At 71.9% G+C, this 14,765-nt stretch carries 14 protein-coding genes; 8 read left to right on the forward strand and 6 right to left on the reverse strand.

Going from position 1 to position 14,765, the window contains the following annotated elements:
- Positions 1–45: 45 nt before the first annotated feature.
- From AMK31_RS30530 to AMK31_RS30545, 4 genes are all read right to left on the reverse strand, one after another.
- Positions 46–2,175 (reverse strand): hypothetical protein, encoded by a 2,130-nt coding sequence (locus tag AMK31_RS30530; RefSeq protein ID WP_073943917.1) that lies wholly within the window; start codon positions 2,173–2,175, stop codon positions 46–48.
- Between the two features lie 393 nt (positions 2,176–2,568).
- Entirely contained in the window at positions 2,569–3,093 is a 525-nt protein-coding gene (locus AMK31_RS30535) for a hypothetical protein (RefSeq protein WP_073943918.1), read from the reverse strand.
- A 469-nt stretch (positions 3,094–3,562) separates the two neighbouring features.
- Positions 3,563–4,945, reverse strand: coding sequence for a glycine betaine/L-proline transporter ProP (gene proP / locus AMK31_RS30540; RefSeq protein ID WP_073943919.1), 1,383 nt, complete (start codon positions 4,943–4,945; stop codon positions 3,563–3,565).
- Positions 4,946–5,196: 251 nt separating this feature from the next.
- The gene (locus AMK31_RS30545; RefSeq protein WP_073943920.1) at positions 5,197–6,231 is read right to left on the reverse strand and encodes a PucR family transcriptional regulator; all 1,035 of its coding nucleotides are present in this window, start codon (positions 6,229–6,231) and stop codon (positions 5,197–5,199) included.
- 168 nt (positions 6,232–6,399) lie between these two features.
- Here AMK31_RS30545 and AMK31_RS40110 point away from each other — a divergent pair, with 168 nt between their 5' ends.
- From AMK31_RS40110 to AMK31_RS30555, 3 genes are all read left to right on the forward strand, one after another.
- Positions 6,400–6,666 (forward strand): hypothetical protein, encoded by a 267-nt coding sequence (locus AMK31_RS40110; RefSeq protein ID WP_107468768.1) that lies wholly within the window; start codon positions 6,400–6,402, stop codon positions 6,664–6,666.
- Positions 6,667–6,920: 254 nt separating this feature from the next.
- Positions 6,921–7,481 (forward strand): DUF2243 domain-containing protein, encoded by a 561-nt coding sequence (locus AMK31_RS30550; protein WP_073943921.1) that lies wholly within the window; start codon positions 6,921–6,923, stop codon positions 7,479–7,481.
- On the forward strand, positions 7,478–8,311 hold the full coding sequence (locus AMK31_RS30555; protein ID WP_073943922.1) for a cytochrome c oxidase assembly protein: 834 nt from the start codon (positions 7,478–7,480) through the stop codon (positions 8,309–8,311). The genes AMK31_RS30550 and AMK31_RS30555 overlap by 4 nt, the downstream gene beginning before the upstream one ends.
- A 53-nt stretch (positions 8,312–8,364) precedes the next feature.
- Here AMK31_RS30555 and AMK31_RS30560 read toward each other — a convergent pair whose 3' ends face one another.
- Positions 8,365–9,246 (reverse strand): helix-turn-helix domain-containing protein, encoded by an 882-nt coding sequence (locus AMK31_RS30560; protein ID WP_079186988.1) that lies wholly within the window; start codon positions 9,244–9,246, stop codon positions 8,365–8,367.
- Between the two features lie 143 nt (positions 9,247–9,389).
- Here AMK31_RS30560 and AMK31_RS30565 point away from each other — a divergent pair, with 143 nt between their 5' ends.
- From AMK31_RS30565 to AMK31_RS30585, 5 genes are all read left to right on the forward strand, one after another.
- The gene (locus AMK31_RS30565) at positions 9,390–10,406 is read left to right on the forward strand and encodes a zinc-dependent alcohol dehydrogenase family protein (protein WP_073943923.1); all 1,017 of its coding nucleotides are present in this window, start codon (positions 9,390–9,392) and stop codon (positions 10,404–10,406) included.
- Positions 10,407–10,553: 147 nt separating this feature from the next.
- Positions 10,554–11,810 carry an MFS transporter gene (locus AMK31_RS30570; protein WP_079186989.1) on the forward strand — a complete coding sequence of 419 codons (1,257 nt, stop codon included), beginning with the start codon at positions 10,554–10,556 and terminating at the stop codon, positions 11,808–11,810.
- A 241-nt stretch (positions 11,811–12,051) separates the two neighbouring features.
- Positions 12,052–12,672 carry a DUF6230 family protein gene (locus tag AMK31_RS30575; RefSeq protein ID WP_073943924.1) on the forward strand — a complete coding sequence of 207 codons (621 nt, stop codon included), beginning with the start codon at positions 12,052–12,054 and terminating at the stop codon, positions 12,670–12,672.
- Entirely contained in the window at positions 12,663–13,118 is a 456-nt protein-coding gene (locus tag AMK31_RS30580) for a DUF6114 domain-containing protein (protein WP_241842760.1), read from the forward strand. The genes AMK31_RS30575 and AMK31_RS30580 overlap by 10 nt, the downstream gene beginning before the upstream one ends.
- A gap of 16 nt (positions 13,119–13,134) precedes the next feature.
- Positions 13,135–13,797 carry a hypothetical protein gene (locus tag AMK31_RS30585; protein WP_073943925.1) on the forward strand — a complete coding sequence of 221 codons (663 nt, stop codon included), beginning with the start codon at positions 13,135–13,137 and terminating at the stop codon, positions 13,795–13,797.
- A 78-nt stretch (positions 13,798–13,875) separates the two neighbouring features.
- On the opposite strand, the gene AMK31_RS30590 is transcribed toward AMK31_RS30585, so the two are convergent.
- Positions 13,876–14,670 (reverse strand): SDR family NAD(P)-dependent oxidoreductase, encoded by a 795-nt coding sequence (locus AMK31_RS30590; RefSeq protein WP_073943926.1) that lies wholly within the window; start codon positions 14,668–14,670, stop codon positions 13,876–13,878.
- Positions 14,671–14,765 lie beyond the last annotated feature (95 nt).

A 14,765-nucleotide genomic window follows, 5' to 3' on the forward strand; every position in this document is an offset into this window, starting at 1 on the left:
CCGGCCGCGGGGCGCGCGGCCGGGACCTCACTGCCGGTACGCCGGTCAGCTCCCCGTGCCGGGGGAGACCGGGTCGGTCACGCCCGCGGGCACTCTGGTTGCCGGCGCCGGGCCGGTGGCCGGGGTGGAGCCGTCCGCGCCGGGGGCCGTGGAGGAGGCGGCGGACGCCGGCAGGGTGAGGGTGAGCGGTGCGGCCGACGCGGCCGTCCACCCGGACCGCTCGCCCGCGTAGGCCTCGCCGAACGCGGCGCCGGCCCGGGTGGTGCCGTCGGGCACGGTCGCGGGGACGGCCACGCCGTCCGGGGCCTCGACGGTGACGGTGTCGCCGACGCGGTAGGCGGTGACCTGGCCGTCCCGTACGGCGGCCCGCCACGCGGCGCGCCGCTGGAGCTCGACGCCGATGTCCTTCATCCGCGGGTTGACCACGGGGGTGTTCTCCGCGAACAGCGTGGCGTAGGTGTCCAGTACGCCGTCGAGGACCGGGTAGGCGATGCGGTCCTCGGCGAGGTTGGACTGGTGGATGAAGTGCGGCTTGGGGTCGTTGGCGAGGACGTGACCGAGGGCGATCCGCCGCTCCAGCGGCACGATGTGCTCCTGGTAGCCGGTGGTGAGGTCGAGGGGGGCCGGCAGGCAGGTGGTGGTCGCCGGGTTGTCCTCGCAGATGCCGCTGCCGCCCTGCGCGCGGCTGGTGTAGATCCAGTTGTACTCGTCGACCTGCTCGGCCGCCCGGCCCGCGTTGTAGAAGATGTTCATCGGGTAGCGGGGGACCGTGGTGGCGGGGCCGACCCGCCGCTGGTCGGGCTCGCGGGAGTTGTCCGAGGCCAGCCAGGTGATGCCGTTGTCGGCCAGGGCGAGCGCCAGGTTGGGGTTGTCCGCGGTCTGCTGGGGCAGCACCCGCAGCCCGGAGTGCTCGCCGGTGACCAGCTCGTCGTCGTCCAGCGGCAGTCCGGCGAGCTCGCCCCACACGCGGTTGTGGGCGATCTCGTCGGAGACGTCGTTCCGGCTGACCCACTTGGTGCTGCCGTCCGCGTTGGTGGCGCACCGCCAGGGCACCACCGTCGTGTCCTGCTCACAGCCGAGGAAGGCGTGGGTGTAGGTGTGGTTGATCCAGCGGAACTCGCCTCGCCGGGCGACGAGCCTGTCGGCGAGCGGGTCGGCGCCGCCGTTGTCCTCGCGGTGGTCGACGCTGCCGGCGCCGTTGTAGGCGAAGTCCAGGGTGAAGCCGCGTTCGCGCTGCCAGGCGACGGCGTGGTCGACGTCCGCGGCCGTCATCCGGATCGGGTCGGGGGTGGCGTTCGGGTCCGTGCAGTCCACGTCGCCGGGGGTGCAGTTCAGCGTGGAGTTCCAGCGGTCGTCGGCCGCGAAGACGTCGTCGACGTGCACCGCGAAGTAGTTGCGGGAGGCGCCGAGGTGGACCCCGCCGGTCATCCACTCGACGATGCCGCGGGCCAGCAGCCGGAACTGCTGCTGGTACTGGTTGTAGACGAACGTGACGACGAGTTCGCGCCGTCCGTCGTGCCGGTACTCGCCCACCAGCGAGCCCCGCTTGGCCGACCCCGGGATCGGCGCGTCGACGTACGTGGTGAAGTCGGCACCGGCGGTCGGCGTCGACAGGTACGCGTAACTCTCACCCACGGTCGGCGAGTTGTCCTCGAACGGCACCGGCCCGTCGAGGTAGCCGAACGGCCCGGAGCGGCCGGCGTCGGTCACCTGGGCCCGCACCCCGTCGACGCTGCCGGAGTAACCGCCGTACACCGGGTACTGCAGTCCTGCCTCGGGGCGGGCGTACGTGTACGCGTCCACCTGCGGGATGTCGTAGGCCTTCTCGTACGCGACGAGCGCGGCCATCTCGGCGGAGTTCGCCGGGAAAGGGTTGTCGTTGGGCAGGACGACGGCCTGGAAGCGGGCCCGGTCCCGGCCGTCCACCGTGTCGGCGAGATAACCGGCGTCGATCACGGGCCGGTCGGAGCGCGTGAGGTCGATCTCCGTATACGGAGTTCCGGCGGCTTCCAGCTCCGCCGCGATCGCGTCGGTGGACGGGCCGCCGTCGCTCACGACCAGCACCCGCAGGTCGACGCGGGGAGCGGGGTCGGCGTGCGCCGCCGTGGCCGGAACACCGAGGGCCGCTATGAGCGCGCCCGTCGTGAGCAAGGTCGTGCGTATGGTCCGCTTCATGCGGTGCTGTCCCCTCCCAGGGCAGGGGTGAGTACTGCTCCGCGGAGCGGACGCACCCCCTCGCGTGACGCCGGCTTCCCCCTCAGAGACCGGTCGTCGACGCTTCCGTCGCGTCAAATAGTGAGGTGTCTGTGGAGCTTTCGTGCTCTTGCTGCGAAACCTGACGGAAAAACGCGGGCGTGCGCCCGGCGGTCACCCGGCGCACGCCGCTTGGGCGGCCCGTCACGGACGCCGCCCCGGCGGCCCGCATCGGGTACTTCCGTCCAGGTGGGCGAGGGGATGCAGGACACCGGCGGGCCCGGGGGCCCGCCGGTGGGGCTGTCATTGGTGTAGACCGATAGCCGGACGCTCCTGGGGCCTGTTTCAGGTCACGGCCCTATCCGGCGGACACCGTCAGGAGCACAGAACGCGCGTCTCCGGCGTGTAGACCGGGCCGCCGCTGGTGTTCGTGCTGTCGCTGAACTCGGCGTAGAAGTACGAGTAGAAGCCGATGTTGCCGTTGCAGCCCGAGTCGGGGGCGATCTGCAGGGTCAGCGTCACGGTCCGGCTCTGGCCGGGCGGGATGGGGGCGCCGTAGTTGGCGCCGAGGTTGGCGGGGCCGGTGCCGGAACACGAGGTGCTGCCGCTCGCCGTGGTGAGGGTGCAGCCGGTGAAGGAGTACTTCAGGTCGGGGCGCTGGGTGGTCAGCCAGGTGGGGTCGATGGTCTGGTAGACGAACCAGAGGTCGTAGGTCTTGTTGTTCGTCAGCGTCATCGACAGGTTCACGGTGCCGCCCGGCGTGGTCGTGGCGGCGTCGGTGGTGAACTTCAGCTCGGCGGGGCCGGGGTCCGCGCTCGCGGCGGGGGCGAGGCCGAAGACGGCGAGGAAGAGGGCCAGGACGGCGGTGAGACCGAGACGTCTCATCAAGGGTGATCGCATGGCCCGGGAGGCTAGGCACGGGGCGGCCGTCGCGTCTGCCCCCGGACCGGCGCCCGGAAGCGGCCGCGACCGAAAGTGTGCGTTGCGTGAAGGTGGTGCGGCGGAAGTGTGATGCCCGGTCGCGGACGGCAAACACGCACGGTGAATGCGGTGTGACCGACCGTCGAGAAGGCGGAACCGCCCCCACCGCCACGTCGGCACTCCGGCGGCGGTATTGGCGCGTATCGGCTGCACCGGCTCCGGCGAGGGGCCGGCCGGGCTCGGTGCCCGGCGCGTGATCTCGGCCATCGGGCCAATTCTGGCCCGGGGGGGCGGGGCCTTGCCGGAGGCGGGCTGGGTGTGGGTGTCTTTGGGGGTGGGCCACGGGATGTCGCCGGTCGCCACCCCGGACGCGTGATCACAGCCCGCAGCCCCGGGCCGGAGTCGTAGGACCCAGCCCGGGGCGTGCGCAGCTGATGCGATGCGGAGCTCAGTGCCCCGGAGGTGCGACCGCCGGAGCCGAACCCGGCAGCGGGCGTCCGGCCGACTCGGCCATGCGCCAGACCGCGAAACCGCCGATGACGGCGGCGGCCATCATGTAGTAGGCGGGCATCATCATGTCGCCGGTGGCGCCGATCAGGGCCGTGACGACCAGCGGGGTCGTGCCGCCGAACAGCGAGACGGAGACGTTGAACCCGATCGACAGCGAGCCGTAGCGGACCCGGGTCGGGAACAGCGCCGGAAGCGCCGCCGGCATGGCCGCCGTGAAGCAGACCAGCAGCAGGCCCAGCGCGCCCATGCCCAGCGCCACCGCGACCAGGCTGCCCTCGCGGATCAGCAGCAGGGCGGGAATCGACAGCAGCAGGATGCCCGCGCAGCCCGCCGCGATCACCGGGCGGCGTCCGATCCGGTCGGTCAGCGCGCCCACGAAGGGCTGCGCGATCATCATCAGCGCCATCACGCCGAGCACCACGAGCAGGCCGTGCGTCTCGTCGTAGTGCAGCTCACTGGTCAGGTAGCTGGGCATGTACGACAGGAGCATGTAGTCGGTGACGTTGAAGACCAGCACCAGGCCGACGCAGAGCAGCAGCGCCCGCCACTGGCCGGTGATCATCTCTCGCAGCGGCACCTTCGGCCGGGCGGCCTCCGCCTTCTCGACCTCGGCCGCGAACGCGGGCGTCTCCTCCAGGCGGGTACGCAGGTACAGGCCGATGATGCCCATCGGGCCCGCGATCAGGAACGGCACGCGCCAGCCCCAGGACACCAGGTCCTCGGTGGACAGCAGCGCCGTCATCAGCGTGACCAGTCCCGCGCCGCCGATGTACCCGGCGAGGGTGCCGAACTCCAGCCAGCTGCCGAGGAAGCCGCGCCGCTTGTCGGGGGCGTACTCGGCGATGAACGTGGACGCACCGGCGTACTCGCCGCCGGTGGAGAAGCCCTGGACCAGGCGTGCGGCCAGCAGCAGGACGGGCGCGCCGACACCGATCGCCGCGTACGACGGGATCAGCCCGATGGCGAAGGTGCCCGCCGCCATCATGATCATGGTCAGCGCGAGGACCTTCTGGCGGCCGATGCGGTCGCCGAGCGGTCCGAAGACCATGCCGCCGAGCGGCCGGACCAGGAAGGCCGCGGCGAAGGCGCCGAACGTGGAGAGCAGCTGAGCGGTGGGGTTGCCCGACGGGAAGAAGACCTTGCCGAGGGTGACCGCGATGTAGCTGTAGACACCGAAGTCGAACCATTCCATGGCGTTGCCCAGCGCCGCCGCCTTCACGGCGCGCCTGACGAGCGCGGGGTCGGTGACGGTGACCTCGGGGGCCGGCGCGGAACGGATCTCGGGTGTGGCCGGGGGAGCGGCGACTGAGGCAGTCGACAAGACTTCGCTCGCCTACCTTTCGACGGGGACAGGGACGGGTCCGCGCGGCGGCGCTGTCGGGCGGGCCGAAAAGCGACCATAGGCGCCGCTCGGCCGCTTACGTTGCGTATGCAATTTGCTGCATACTGCAGCGAAACCGCGGATGTCCAGGCACGCCTGCCCGTTCCGGAGCCCTTCTTCCCGGCTCTCCGTGTGAGCCATCTCGCGCGATCGCCGTCACCACATGCCCGGAATGTGACGTCGGACGGGCCTCAGTCGTCGAGCAGCCGCCACGCGGTGAGCGCCAGCCTGGCCCGCAGCAGTCCGCCCGGCACGGTCAGCTCGATGTCCAGCGCCTTCGCGATCTGCTCGAGCCTGCGGGCGACGCTGCTGTGGTGCAGATGGAGGAGGTCGGCGGCCCGGCGCAGGGAGCCGGTGGCGCAGTAGGTCTCCAGGGTCTCCATGTCCTCCGGACTGCCGGCGATACGGCCGATGGCGGCCACGTCGGCGTTGTCCCGTGCGGTGCTCCCCGGTATCTCGGCCAGGAGCGCCAGCGCGCCCAGGTCGCTGTGGCGGACGACGGGTTCCCGCGGCGTGGTGAAGCGGAGCGCGGTGCGGGCCTGCCGCCAGGACAGGTCGGGGCGGCCGGCGGCGCCGATGCCGGCGCGGACGTCCGCCGGGAACCGGGCCGGGTCCATGGTGGTGGCCAGGATGACGCCCACGTCGGAGAGCGGTGCCGCCTTCACCGGGCGGGCCGGGCAGACCAGTGCGCCGATCCGGTCGAGGGGGAGCCGGGAGCGCACGGCGGCCACGTGGACCGGCAGGTCGGGCGCGAAGCCCAGCAGCCGCAGCGCCCGGGCCCTGGCCGCCTCGTCGCTGTCGGCGCTGATCACCAGTTCGACGAGGGCGGGGTCGGCCATCGTGGTGCGGGCCGGTCCGTACCGTTCGACGGCCGCGGCGGTCGCGATGGCGAGCCGGTCGAGAAGGATCTCGTCGAGCGGGTTGGGCGAGCCGGAGCGTTCCAGCCACACGGTGCCGATCTCCTCGTCGTCGAGGGTGATCGGCACCGTCGTCGACGCGGGTGCCTGCGGGGCGGACGCCTCCGTGCCGTGCGGCGAGACGCGGATCGCCCGCCCCGTGCCGTGCAGCCGGATCCCGGCGACGCACTCGGCCAGGCCCGCCGAGGCGCGGGCGAGCGCCGGCACGTCCACGCGGCGGCGCATCAGCGTGTCGTAGAACGCGACGATGCGGATCGCGCCATCGACGTACGGATCGAGTCCCGACAGCCGAACGGCCAGTGCCTCCATGGCAGAAGGATAGGAGGGCGGGCCGCGGGACAGGGCCGCCGGTCGGCGCGTGATCGGGGCCGGATGCGCGACGGATGGCGGGTGCCGCGCCGGGGGCCGGCCGTGAGGATGGTCGCCACCCATCCCTGATGCCGAAAGGACATACGCCTTGAAGAACCGGCTGGCGTTATGCGCGAGTGCACGAGTACGAGCACGAGCACGGGTAGGAGTACGAGCACCGGCTTCGCTCCCGCGAAGCTGAACTCCGCCCTGGACGCCGTCCACCGCGCGGGAGTACCGGGGGTGTACGCCGAGGTGCGCGACGTCCTGGATCCCGCGGGCGAGCCGCGGCCCCACCCCATCGACGGCGCCCTGCTGGCTCTGTACCGGCAGGCGCTGTGCCGCGACGGAAACCCCGAGACCGACCCGGCGTCGCTGTCCCCGGCGCCCTCCTGACGCGCCGGCCGTCCACCGAGTCGATCCGGCTGGTGGCCGTGCCGCGCGCGTTGGCCGATCCCGTGCGGTCGGAGATCGTCCGACGGCCGGACCGCACGGGGACGGACGACCGGGGTGGCTCCCGAGCATGCCCGCCGTGACGCATAACCGCTGGTAGGAATGGCCGTATCCGTGTGGATACGCGCCGTCCCGCAGGGAAGACCGGCTCGGGGAAACCCTGCACCGCCAGTCAGCGACGGGACGGAGAACGGGTCATGGCTACGAGAACGAGCGAGGCCGGCGCCACCGCGGCTCCGGCAAGCCTGCAGCTGCCGGGGATCGTGCTGGGGGTGGGGCTCGGCGGGTTCGCCGACGGCATCCTGCTGCACCAGCTGCTGCGCTGGCACCACATGCTCACCAGCACGAACGACGACCGTATCGGCGTGAAGTACTACGACCCCGACACCGTCCCGGGGCTGCAGATGAACACGCTGTGGGACGGCGTCTTCCACGTCGTCTGCTGGCTCGCCGTCCTGACCGGCCTCGCCATCCTGTACTCGCGGGTCACCCACGACCGGCGCCGGGTGTGGACCTCCCGGGTGCTGTGGGGCTGGGCGCTGGTGGGCTGGGGCCTGTTCAACCTGGTGGAAGGCGTCCTGGACCATCACATCCTCGCCATCCACCACGTCTACGCCGGTGACGGCCAGATCTGGTGGGACCTGGGCTTCCTGCTGCTGGGCGCGCTGCTGGTGGCCGGCGGCTGGCTGCTGCAGCGCGGCGGACGTCCCTTCGACCCCGACGCCCCGTCCGCCGGGCGGGCACGGCGGCACGCATGACGGAACACGAGCACCCCGTGCCCGGCCACGGCGCGGACGGCGGGCTGCCGGACCTCGTGGGAACGGCACTGCCCGCGCTCGCCGTGCTGGTGTGCGCCGCGGCCTACCTGTGGCTGGCCCACCGGGCGCGGGACCGCAACCCGGTGCGGGGCTGGAGCCACCGCCGCACCGCGAGCTTCCTCACCGGCCTGCTCCTGCTGGGGATCGCGCTGCTGCCGCCGGTCGCGTCCACCGCGCACACCGACTTCCGCGGCCACATGGTCCAGCACCTGCTGATCGGCATGTACGCACCGCTCGCCCTGGTGCTCGGCGCCCCGGTCACCCTGCTGCTGCGCACGCTGCCCGCCGCCGGCGCCCGCCGGATCACCTCCGCGCTGCACAGCCGTCCCGCGCGGCTGCTGACCCGTCCGACCGTGGCCCTGGCGCTGACCACCGGCAGCCTGGCGGTGCTGTACTTCACCCCGCTGTACAACGCCACCGCCGCCCATCCCGCCGGGCACTGGCTGCTGCACGCGCACTTCCTGCTGGCCGGTTGCCTGTTCGCCCATGTCATCGCGGGCCCCGACCCCGCACCCGCCCGGCCCGGCGTACGGACACGGCTCGTTCACATCGGTGTCGCCATCGCCGCGCACGCCGTGATCTCGCAACTGATGTACGGCGGCTACCGGGTCGACATCCGCGCCCCCATCCCCGAGGTCAAGGCCGCCGCGGAGATCATGTACTACGGCGGTGACATCGCCGAACTCCTCCTGGCCGGAGCCCTGGTGAGCACCTGGCGCCCGCAGCGCCGAGCCCAGCCGGTCCCCGACGGCGCACCCGCACGCGCCTGACCGGCCGGCCGCTGCGGCGGCCCACGTACGTGCCGGCCGCGTCCGCGTCCGCGTCAGCCGACGGAGGACGAGGCCGGCACGTGCTGGTCGGCGGCCCACGAGGCGAGGATGCGCAGCCGTTCGTGGGTGGGTGAGCCGGGCTCGGCGGTCCAGACGGTCAGATGCTGGTCGGGGTCGGTGTTCGCGGTCAGCGTGTCCCAGTCCAGGACGAGTTCACCGACGACCGGGTGATTGAGGGTCTTCGTGCCCACGGTCCGGGCGGCGACCCGGTGTTCCCCCCACCACTGGGCGAACTGCTGGTCGCGCATGGACAGTTCACCGACCAGCTCGATCAGACGCGGGTCGTCCGGGTACTTCGCCGCCTCCATCCGCAGCTGGGCCACGGAGATCTGCGCGGACGCCTCCCAGTCCGCGTACAGCGTCCGCATCGCCGGATCGGTGAACTGGATACGCGGATAGTTGCGTTGCTTCTCCGGGACGCGGGAGAAATCGGTGACCAGGGCGGCGGCCAGCGAGTTCCAGGCCAGGATGTCCCCGCGCCGCCCCTGCACGAGCGCGGGGGTGGCGGTGAGGTCGTCGAGCACACGCTGGAGCTGCGGCTGCACCTTCTGCCGGCCGCGCCGCCGGGTGCGGTGCGCGGTCTTGCCGGCCAGCTGGAACAGATACGCCCGCTGGTCGTCGTCGAGGTGGAGCACGCGGGCGAGGGTGTCCAGCACGGGAGCGGACGCCTGCATGCGGCCCTGCTCCAGCCGCGTGTAGTAGTCGGTGCTGATCGACGCGAGGTGGGCGACCTCCTCACGGCGCAGCCCGGTGACCCTGCGGGGCCCCGCCGCGTCCGGCAGCCCGACCGTGCGCGGGCTCAGCTCGGCACGCCGCTTCTTGAGGAATTCTCCCAGCTCATTGAGGGGAAGATTGCTGGTCATGCCTCCCAGCATGGCATCGATGCCGCCCGGACACGGGGGGAGAGTTTTCTCCCAGGATGTGCTTCTCCCAGGACGTATCCCTCCGCTTTTCCCACCCGTGGCCGCGTGTGAGGCTCGAACACGAAAGACGTCCCCGCACCGAAGGAAGCACCACCATGCGCGGCGCAGTGATCCACGCTCCCGGAGACGTACGTCTCGAGGAGCGCGACGACCCGAAGATCGTCAAGCCGACCGACGCGATCATCCGCACGGTCGCCACCTGCGTGTGCGGTTCGGACCTGTGGGACTTCCGCGGCCTGAACCCGGTCGACGAGCCCCACCCGATGGGCCACGAATACGTCGGCATCGTCGAGGAGGTCGGCAACGACGTCACCTCCGTCACCCCTGGACAGTTCGTGGTCGGCTCCTTCGCCACCTCGGACAACACCTGCCCGAACTGTCTCAACGGCTGGCAGTCCTCCTGTCTGCACCGGGAGTTCATGAGCACCTGCCAGGCCGAGTACATCCGCATCCCCAACGCCCACGGCACCCTCGTCGCCACCGACGAGCACCCGGGCGGCGATCTGGTGCCCAGCCTGCTCGCCGTCTCCGACGTGATGGGCACCGGCTGGTACGCGGCCGTCGCCGCCGAGGTCCGGACCGGCTCCACCGCCGTCGTCGTCGGTGACGGCGCGGTCGGCCTGTGCGGCGTCATCGCCGCCAGGGAACTGGGCGCCGAGCGGATCATCGCCATGAGCCGGCACGCGCCCCGGCAGCGGCTGGCCCTGGAGTTCGGCGCCACCGACATCGTCACCGAACGCGGCGAGGAAGGCGTCGCCCACGTCAAGGACCTCACCGACGGGATCGGCGCCGACTCCGTCCTGGAGTGCGTCGGCACCCCCGAAGCCATGCGGCAGGCCCTGCACGCCACCCGCCCCGGCGGCAACGTCGGCTTCGTCGGCGTCCCCCACGACGTGGCCGTCGACGGCGAGGAACTGTTCTACTCCCACGTCGGCCTGCGCGGCGGCCCCGCCCCCGTGCGCCGCTTCCTGCCCGACCTGATCGACCGCGTCCTGACCGGCCGGATCCACCCGGGCAAGGTCTTCGACCTCTCCTTGCCGCTGGAGCAGGTCGCCGAGGGCTACAAGGCGATGGACGAGCGCCGCGCCATCAAGGCCCTTCTGAAGCCCTGAGCCCGCGCCCGTCCCAGGGCCACACCGACTCAGGACCACACCGTCCCAGGACCGGGGCCGGGTTTCCAGACCCGGTCCCGGCCCCGGTCGGTCACGCCCTCACCTGCTCCTTTTCCACTCCACTCCACTCCAGGAGAGACCGCACGCATGTCCTCCCCGTCCAGGACCGCACCCGGCAAGCTGCCCTTCGTCGTCTGGGTGCTCGCCGCCGGCACCTTCCTGATGGGCACCACCGAGTTCGTCGTCGCCGGACTTCTGCCCGCGCTGTCCGCCGACCTCGAAGTGGGTGTCTCCCGGGCCGGCCTGCTGATCACCGCCTTCGCCCTCGGCATGATCATCGGCTCGCCGACCATGGCCATGGCCACCCTGCGCCTGCCGCGGCGCCGCACGCTGGTCCTCGCCCTGGTCGTCTTCAGCCTCGGGCACGTCGTCGCGGCCCTCAGCACGTCCTTCACCGTCGTCCTCGTCGCCCGTGTCGTCACGGCTCTGGCGACCGGAGCGTTCTGGTCGGTCGGCGCCGTCGTCGCCACCACCGCGGCGGGCCCCGCAGCCGCCACGCGCGCCATCGGCGTCATGATCGGCGGTCTGACCCTCGCCAACGTGGTCGGCGTGCCCGTCGGCTCGTTCGCCGGCCAGTTCGTCGGCTGGCGCGGCCCGTTCTGGGCACTGGCAGCGCTTTCCGCGCTCGCCGCGACCCTGATCGGCCGCTTCATCCCCGCCCAGGGGCAGCAGACGACCGTCTCCGTGCGCGCGGAGCTGAGCGCCCTGCGCCAGGGCCGGCTCTGGCTGGCGCTGAGCGCCGCCATGCTGATCATGGGCGGCGTCCTGGCGACCTACAGCTACATCGCCCCGCTGCTGACCGACCGCGCCGGAGTCCCGGAAGGCGTCGTACCGCTGGTCCTCGTCGCGTTCGGCGCCGGAGCCCTGGGCGGTACCACCACCGGCGGGCGCCTGGGCGGCCGTCACCCGATGGCCACCACCATCACCGCCGCGGCGGCCACGGCCCTGGTCCTGCTGCTGATGATCCCGCTGTCGGGGAACCCGGTCACGGCCACGGTCCTGGTCTTCCTCATGGGCCTGACCGGCTTCACGGTGAACCCGGTCGTCACCGCGCTGGCCGTCCGCTTCGCCGGGGACGCCGCCACGCTCACCTCCGCGCTGACCACCTCCGCGTTCAACACCGGCATCGCCGCCGGATCGTGGTTCGCGGGCACGGCCCTGGACTCCGCCCTCGGACTGACGGGACCGCCCCTGGTCGGTACCGTCATCGCCGCTCTCACGCTGCTCCCGCTGATCGCCCTCGCCGTCCGCGCCACTCCCCGACGGCCCGGGCCTCGGCGAGGTGTTCCGGTGCCGCGCGCAGCGAACCGGCCATGGTCGACCACGGGGGCATCGGCGCCCTGAGCGGCCGGAAGAAAGCGGTTCACCGCTCGTTCGGGCAGTTGAAACATGACCGAAACAGTGTTCGTCAAGCAACTATGCCAACACCCGCTGGCGCCTTTAACCTGACTCGTCAGTAACCCCGTACCACCTGCCACGGCATGACCCTGGCGCAGCCGTTCGCGCGCGTCCGTTCACGCCGTTCGATCAACCATGCCTCTCACCCGCCGGGTGCTCTTTTCTGTCATCGAAAGGAACAAAGAGGATGAAAGACGAGCAAGGCAGACAGTTAGTCGGCCGGATCAGATGGAGACGGTTCGCGCTGCTCGCCGTCCCCGGCTGCGCGGCCACCGCCGCCCTGGGGATCGCGCTCGCGCAGGGCGCCATGGCCGCCTCGTTCGCCGTCTCGGGCCAGCAGTTCAAGGTCTCCGCCGACCGTCTCACCGGCGAGGGCTTCGCCCAGTACGGCAACATCGACACCAACGCGCGCAACGACCTCCTCCCCGTCGCCACCGTCGGCATCAGGACCGCGACGATCGACAGCCTCTGCCAGTCGGTGGTCACCAGCCTCCCCGTGCTCGGCGACGTCTCGCTGAACCTGACCGCCGGGACCGGCGACACCCCCGTGAAGGCGGAGAACCTCTTCCTCGACGCCACCCAGCTGGAAGGCAACGCCTCCTTCCGCAACATCGAGATCGGCCGGGACGCCTCCACGCTCGACAAGGGCCCCGAGGGTGCCCAGGGCATGCAGGACGCCTTCTCCCAGCAGGCCGACGACTTCAGCATCACCGACCTCAAGCAGGTCGCCTGGGCCGCGAACGCCGGCACCTTCAAGCTGTCCGGGCTCAAGATGAAGATCACGAAGGGGAAGACGGAATGCTTCTGAGCCGGCACGCGTGGCGCGCCTGGCGCCGCGGCCGGCCCTTCTGGGGCGGGCTGGTCACCGTCCTCGCCGGGACCGAGATCAGCATCCTGCCCCTGGCCCCGCTCGAGGTCATGCTCCAGCAGGGCATCGCCGGACTCCCGTCCGTCCTGCTCGGCCTGATGATGATCGTGATGGGCCTGTCCGCCTGGGTCGCCCCGCACTACCGCGGCCTGGCCGGCGTGGTCACCGTCCTCCTCGCCGTCGCCGCACTCGTCATGTCCAACCTGGGCGGCTTCCTGCTCGGCACCTTCCTGGGCATCGTCGGCGGCTCGATGATCTTCGCCTGGCAGCCGCTGCCGGCGCCCGCCGAGCCGACGCCACCGCCCTCCCGTACGCCACCCCCCACAGGCACCACCCGGCACGACGACGCACCAACCGCTCACACCCCGTCCGTCGACACGTACTGACTGAAAGGGGCAAGACATGCCACCGCGTCCCCACGGTGTGCGGGCCCTGCTCGCCACCGCCACCGGCGCCGCCGCGACCGCCGCGCTCCTGGTCGCCGGCTCCACCGCCGAGGCCCGCACGGCCGCCGAGTCGACCACCGTCACCCCGGCCGGGCACGCCTACAAGGCGACCCTGTCCGGCAAGGCCACCTTCAAGGCCGGCTCTGTCACCCTGACCTGCTCCGTCTCCACCACGACCGGACAGGTCCCCGCCGCTCCCGCCAACCACAACGCCGCGGGCCCGGTGTCCTCCACCATGGCCGCTCCCGCCTTCAGCTCCTGCACCTCGAGCCTGCCCGGGGTGACCCCCACCGTCACCACCAGCGGCACGTGGGGCATCTCGGTCCAGAACGGCTCCCCGGCCACGGCGGCGCTGACCGTCCCGCAGGGCGGGCTGGTCGTCAAGACCACCGGCCTGGCCAGCTGCACCATCGTCTCCGCGCCCAACGGCCCGGCCGCCATCTCCGGTTCGTGGACCAACGGGGCGCCGTCCGGGCTGTCCCTCGTCAACGCCGTCGTGCCCGTGACCGTCACCGGCACCTTCGGCTGCCCGACCAGCGCGACGAGCTCCACCGTCAACCTGGCGTACACCGTGACCGACACGACCGACCCGTCACAGCAGATCACCGTCGGTCCCTGACCCGGCTCCGCCCCCTCGTCCAGGGCTCTCCAGGCTCCGGGCGAGGGGGCTTCGGCCGTCAGGGAGGGACGGAGCCGGTCAGGGAAGGATCGAGTCGACGTACCCGCCGTCGACGCGCAGGGCGCCCCCGGTCGTGGCCGACGCCTGCTCGGAGCTGAGGTAGACGACCATGTGGGCGATCTCCTCCGGCTCGATCAGCCGCTGCAGCAGCGACTGCGGGCGGTGCTCGCGCATGAACCTGCGCTGCGCCTCCTCCCAGGGCAGGTCCCGGTCGACGAGTTCGTACACGAAGTCCTCGACACCGCCGGTGTGCGTGGGCCCCGCGATGACGGAGTTCACCGTCACGCCGGTGCCCGCCGCCTTCTTGGCGAACCCGCGGCTCACCGCCAGCAGGGCGGTCTTCGACATCCCGTAGTGGATCATCTCCGCGGGAATGACGACCGCCGAGTCACTGGCGACGTACTGGACACGCCCCCAGCCGCGCTCCGTCATGCCGGGCAGATACAACCGGGTCAGCCGTACGGCGGCGAGGACGTTCACCTCGAAGTAGCGCCGCCACTCGTCGTCGGTGATCTCCAGCGGGTCGGCGGAACCGAAGATCCCCAGGTTGTTGACCAGGATGTCCACCCGGGGCAGCAGCTCCGCCACCCGGGCCGCGCCCTCGTCGGTCGACACGTCGGCGGCCACCGGCACGAGGTCGGCGCCGGGCGCCTCGCCGGCCAGCTTCTCGACGCTCTCGGCCACCCGCCGCTCGTCGCGGCCGTTGACACCCACGCGGGCCCCCGCCCGGGCGAGGGCCACGGCGATCGCCGCACCGATGCCCTGGGTGGATCCGGTGACCAGTGCGGTGCGTCCTGTCAGGTCGATGTGCATGGGCGGACGAGTTCCCTTCGTACGCGGATGTCACGGCCCGAGCGCGAGCCGGATCACGGCCCGTCAAGTGTCACCGTCCGGGCGTGACCTCGCAC

Source organism: Streptomyces sp. TSRI0107 (genome assembly GCF_001905845.1).
Lineage (GTDB): Bacteria > Actinomycetota > Actinomycetes > Streptomycetales > Streptomycetaceae > Streptomyces.

Excerpts from the sequence above, each read along its gene's own strand:
- AMK31_RS30530 (WP_073943917.1), bottom strand. The coding sequence starts at position 2,175 with ATGAAGCGGACCATACGCACGACCTTGCTCACGACGGGCGCGCTCATA.
- AMK31_RS30535 (WP_073943918.1), bottom strand. The coding sequence starts at position 3,093 with ATGCGATCACCCTTGATGAGACGTCTCGGTCTCACCGCCGTCCTGGCC.
- AMK31_RS30545 (WP_073943920.1), bottom strand. The coding sequence starts at position 6,231 with ATGGAGGCACTGGCCGTTCGGCTGTCGGGACTCGATCCGTACGTCGAT.
- AMK31_RS40110 (WP_107468768.1), top strand. The coding sequence starts at position 6,400 with ATGCGCGAGTGCACGAGTACGAGCACGAGCACGGGTAGGAGTACGAGC.
- AMK31_RS30550 (WP_073943921.1), top strand. The coding sequence starts at position 6,921 with ATGGCTACGAGAACGAGCGAGGCCGGCGCCACCGCGGCTCCGGCAAGC.
- AMK31_RS30555 (WP_073943922.1), top strand. The coding sequence starts at position 7,478 with ATGACGGAACACGAGCACCCCGTGCCCGGCCACGGCGCGGACGGCGGG.
- AMK31_RS30560 (WP_079186988.1), bottom strand. The coding sequence starts at position 9,246 with ATGCTGGGAGGCATGACCAGCAATCTTCCCCTCAATGAGCTGGGAGAA.
- AMK31_RS30565 (WP_073943923.1), top strand. The coding sequence starts at position 9,390 with ATGCGCGGCGCAGTGATCCACGCTCCCGGAGACGTACGTCTCGAGGAG.
- AMK31_RS30570 (WP_079186989.1), top strand. The coding sequence starts at position 10,554 with ATGTCCTCCCCGTCCAGGACCGCACCCGGCAAGCTGCCCTTCGTCGTC.
- AMK31_RS30575 (WP_073943924.1), top strand. The coding sequence starts at position 12,052 with ATGAAAGACGAGCAAGGCAGACAGTTAGTCGGCCGGATCAGATGGAGA.
- AMK31_RS30580 (WP_241842760.1), top strand. The coding sequence starts at position 12,663 with ATGCTTCTGAGCCGGCACGCGTGGCGCGCCTGGCGCCGCGGCCGGCCC.
- AMK31_RS30585 (WP_073943925.1), top strand. The coding sequence starts at position 13,135 with ATGCCACCGCGTCCCCACGGTGTGCGGGCCCTGCTCGCCACCGCCACC.
- AMK31_RS30590 (WP_073943926.1), bottom strand. The coding sequence starts at position 14,670 with ATGCACATCGACCTGACAGGACGCACCGCACTGGTCACCGGATCCACC.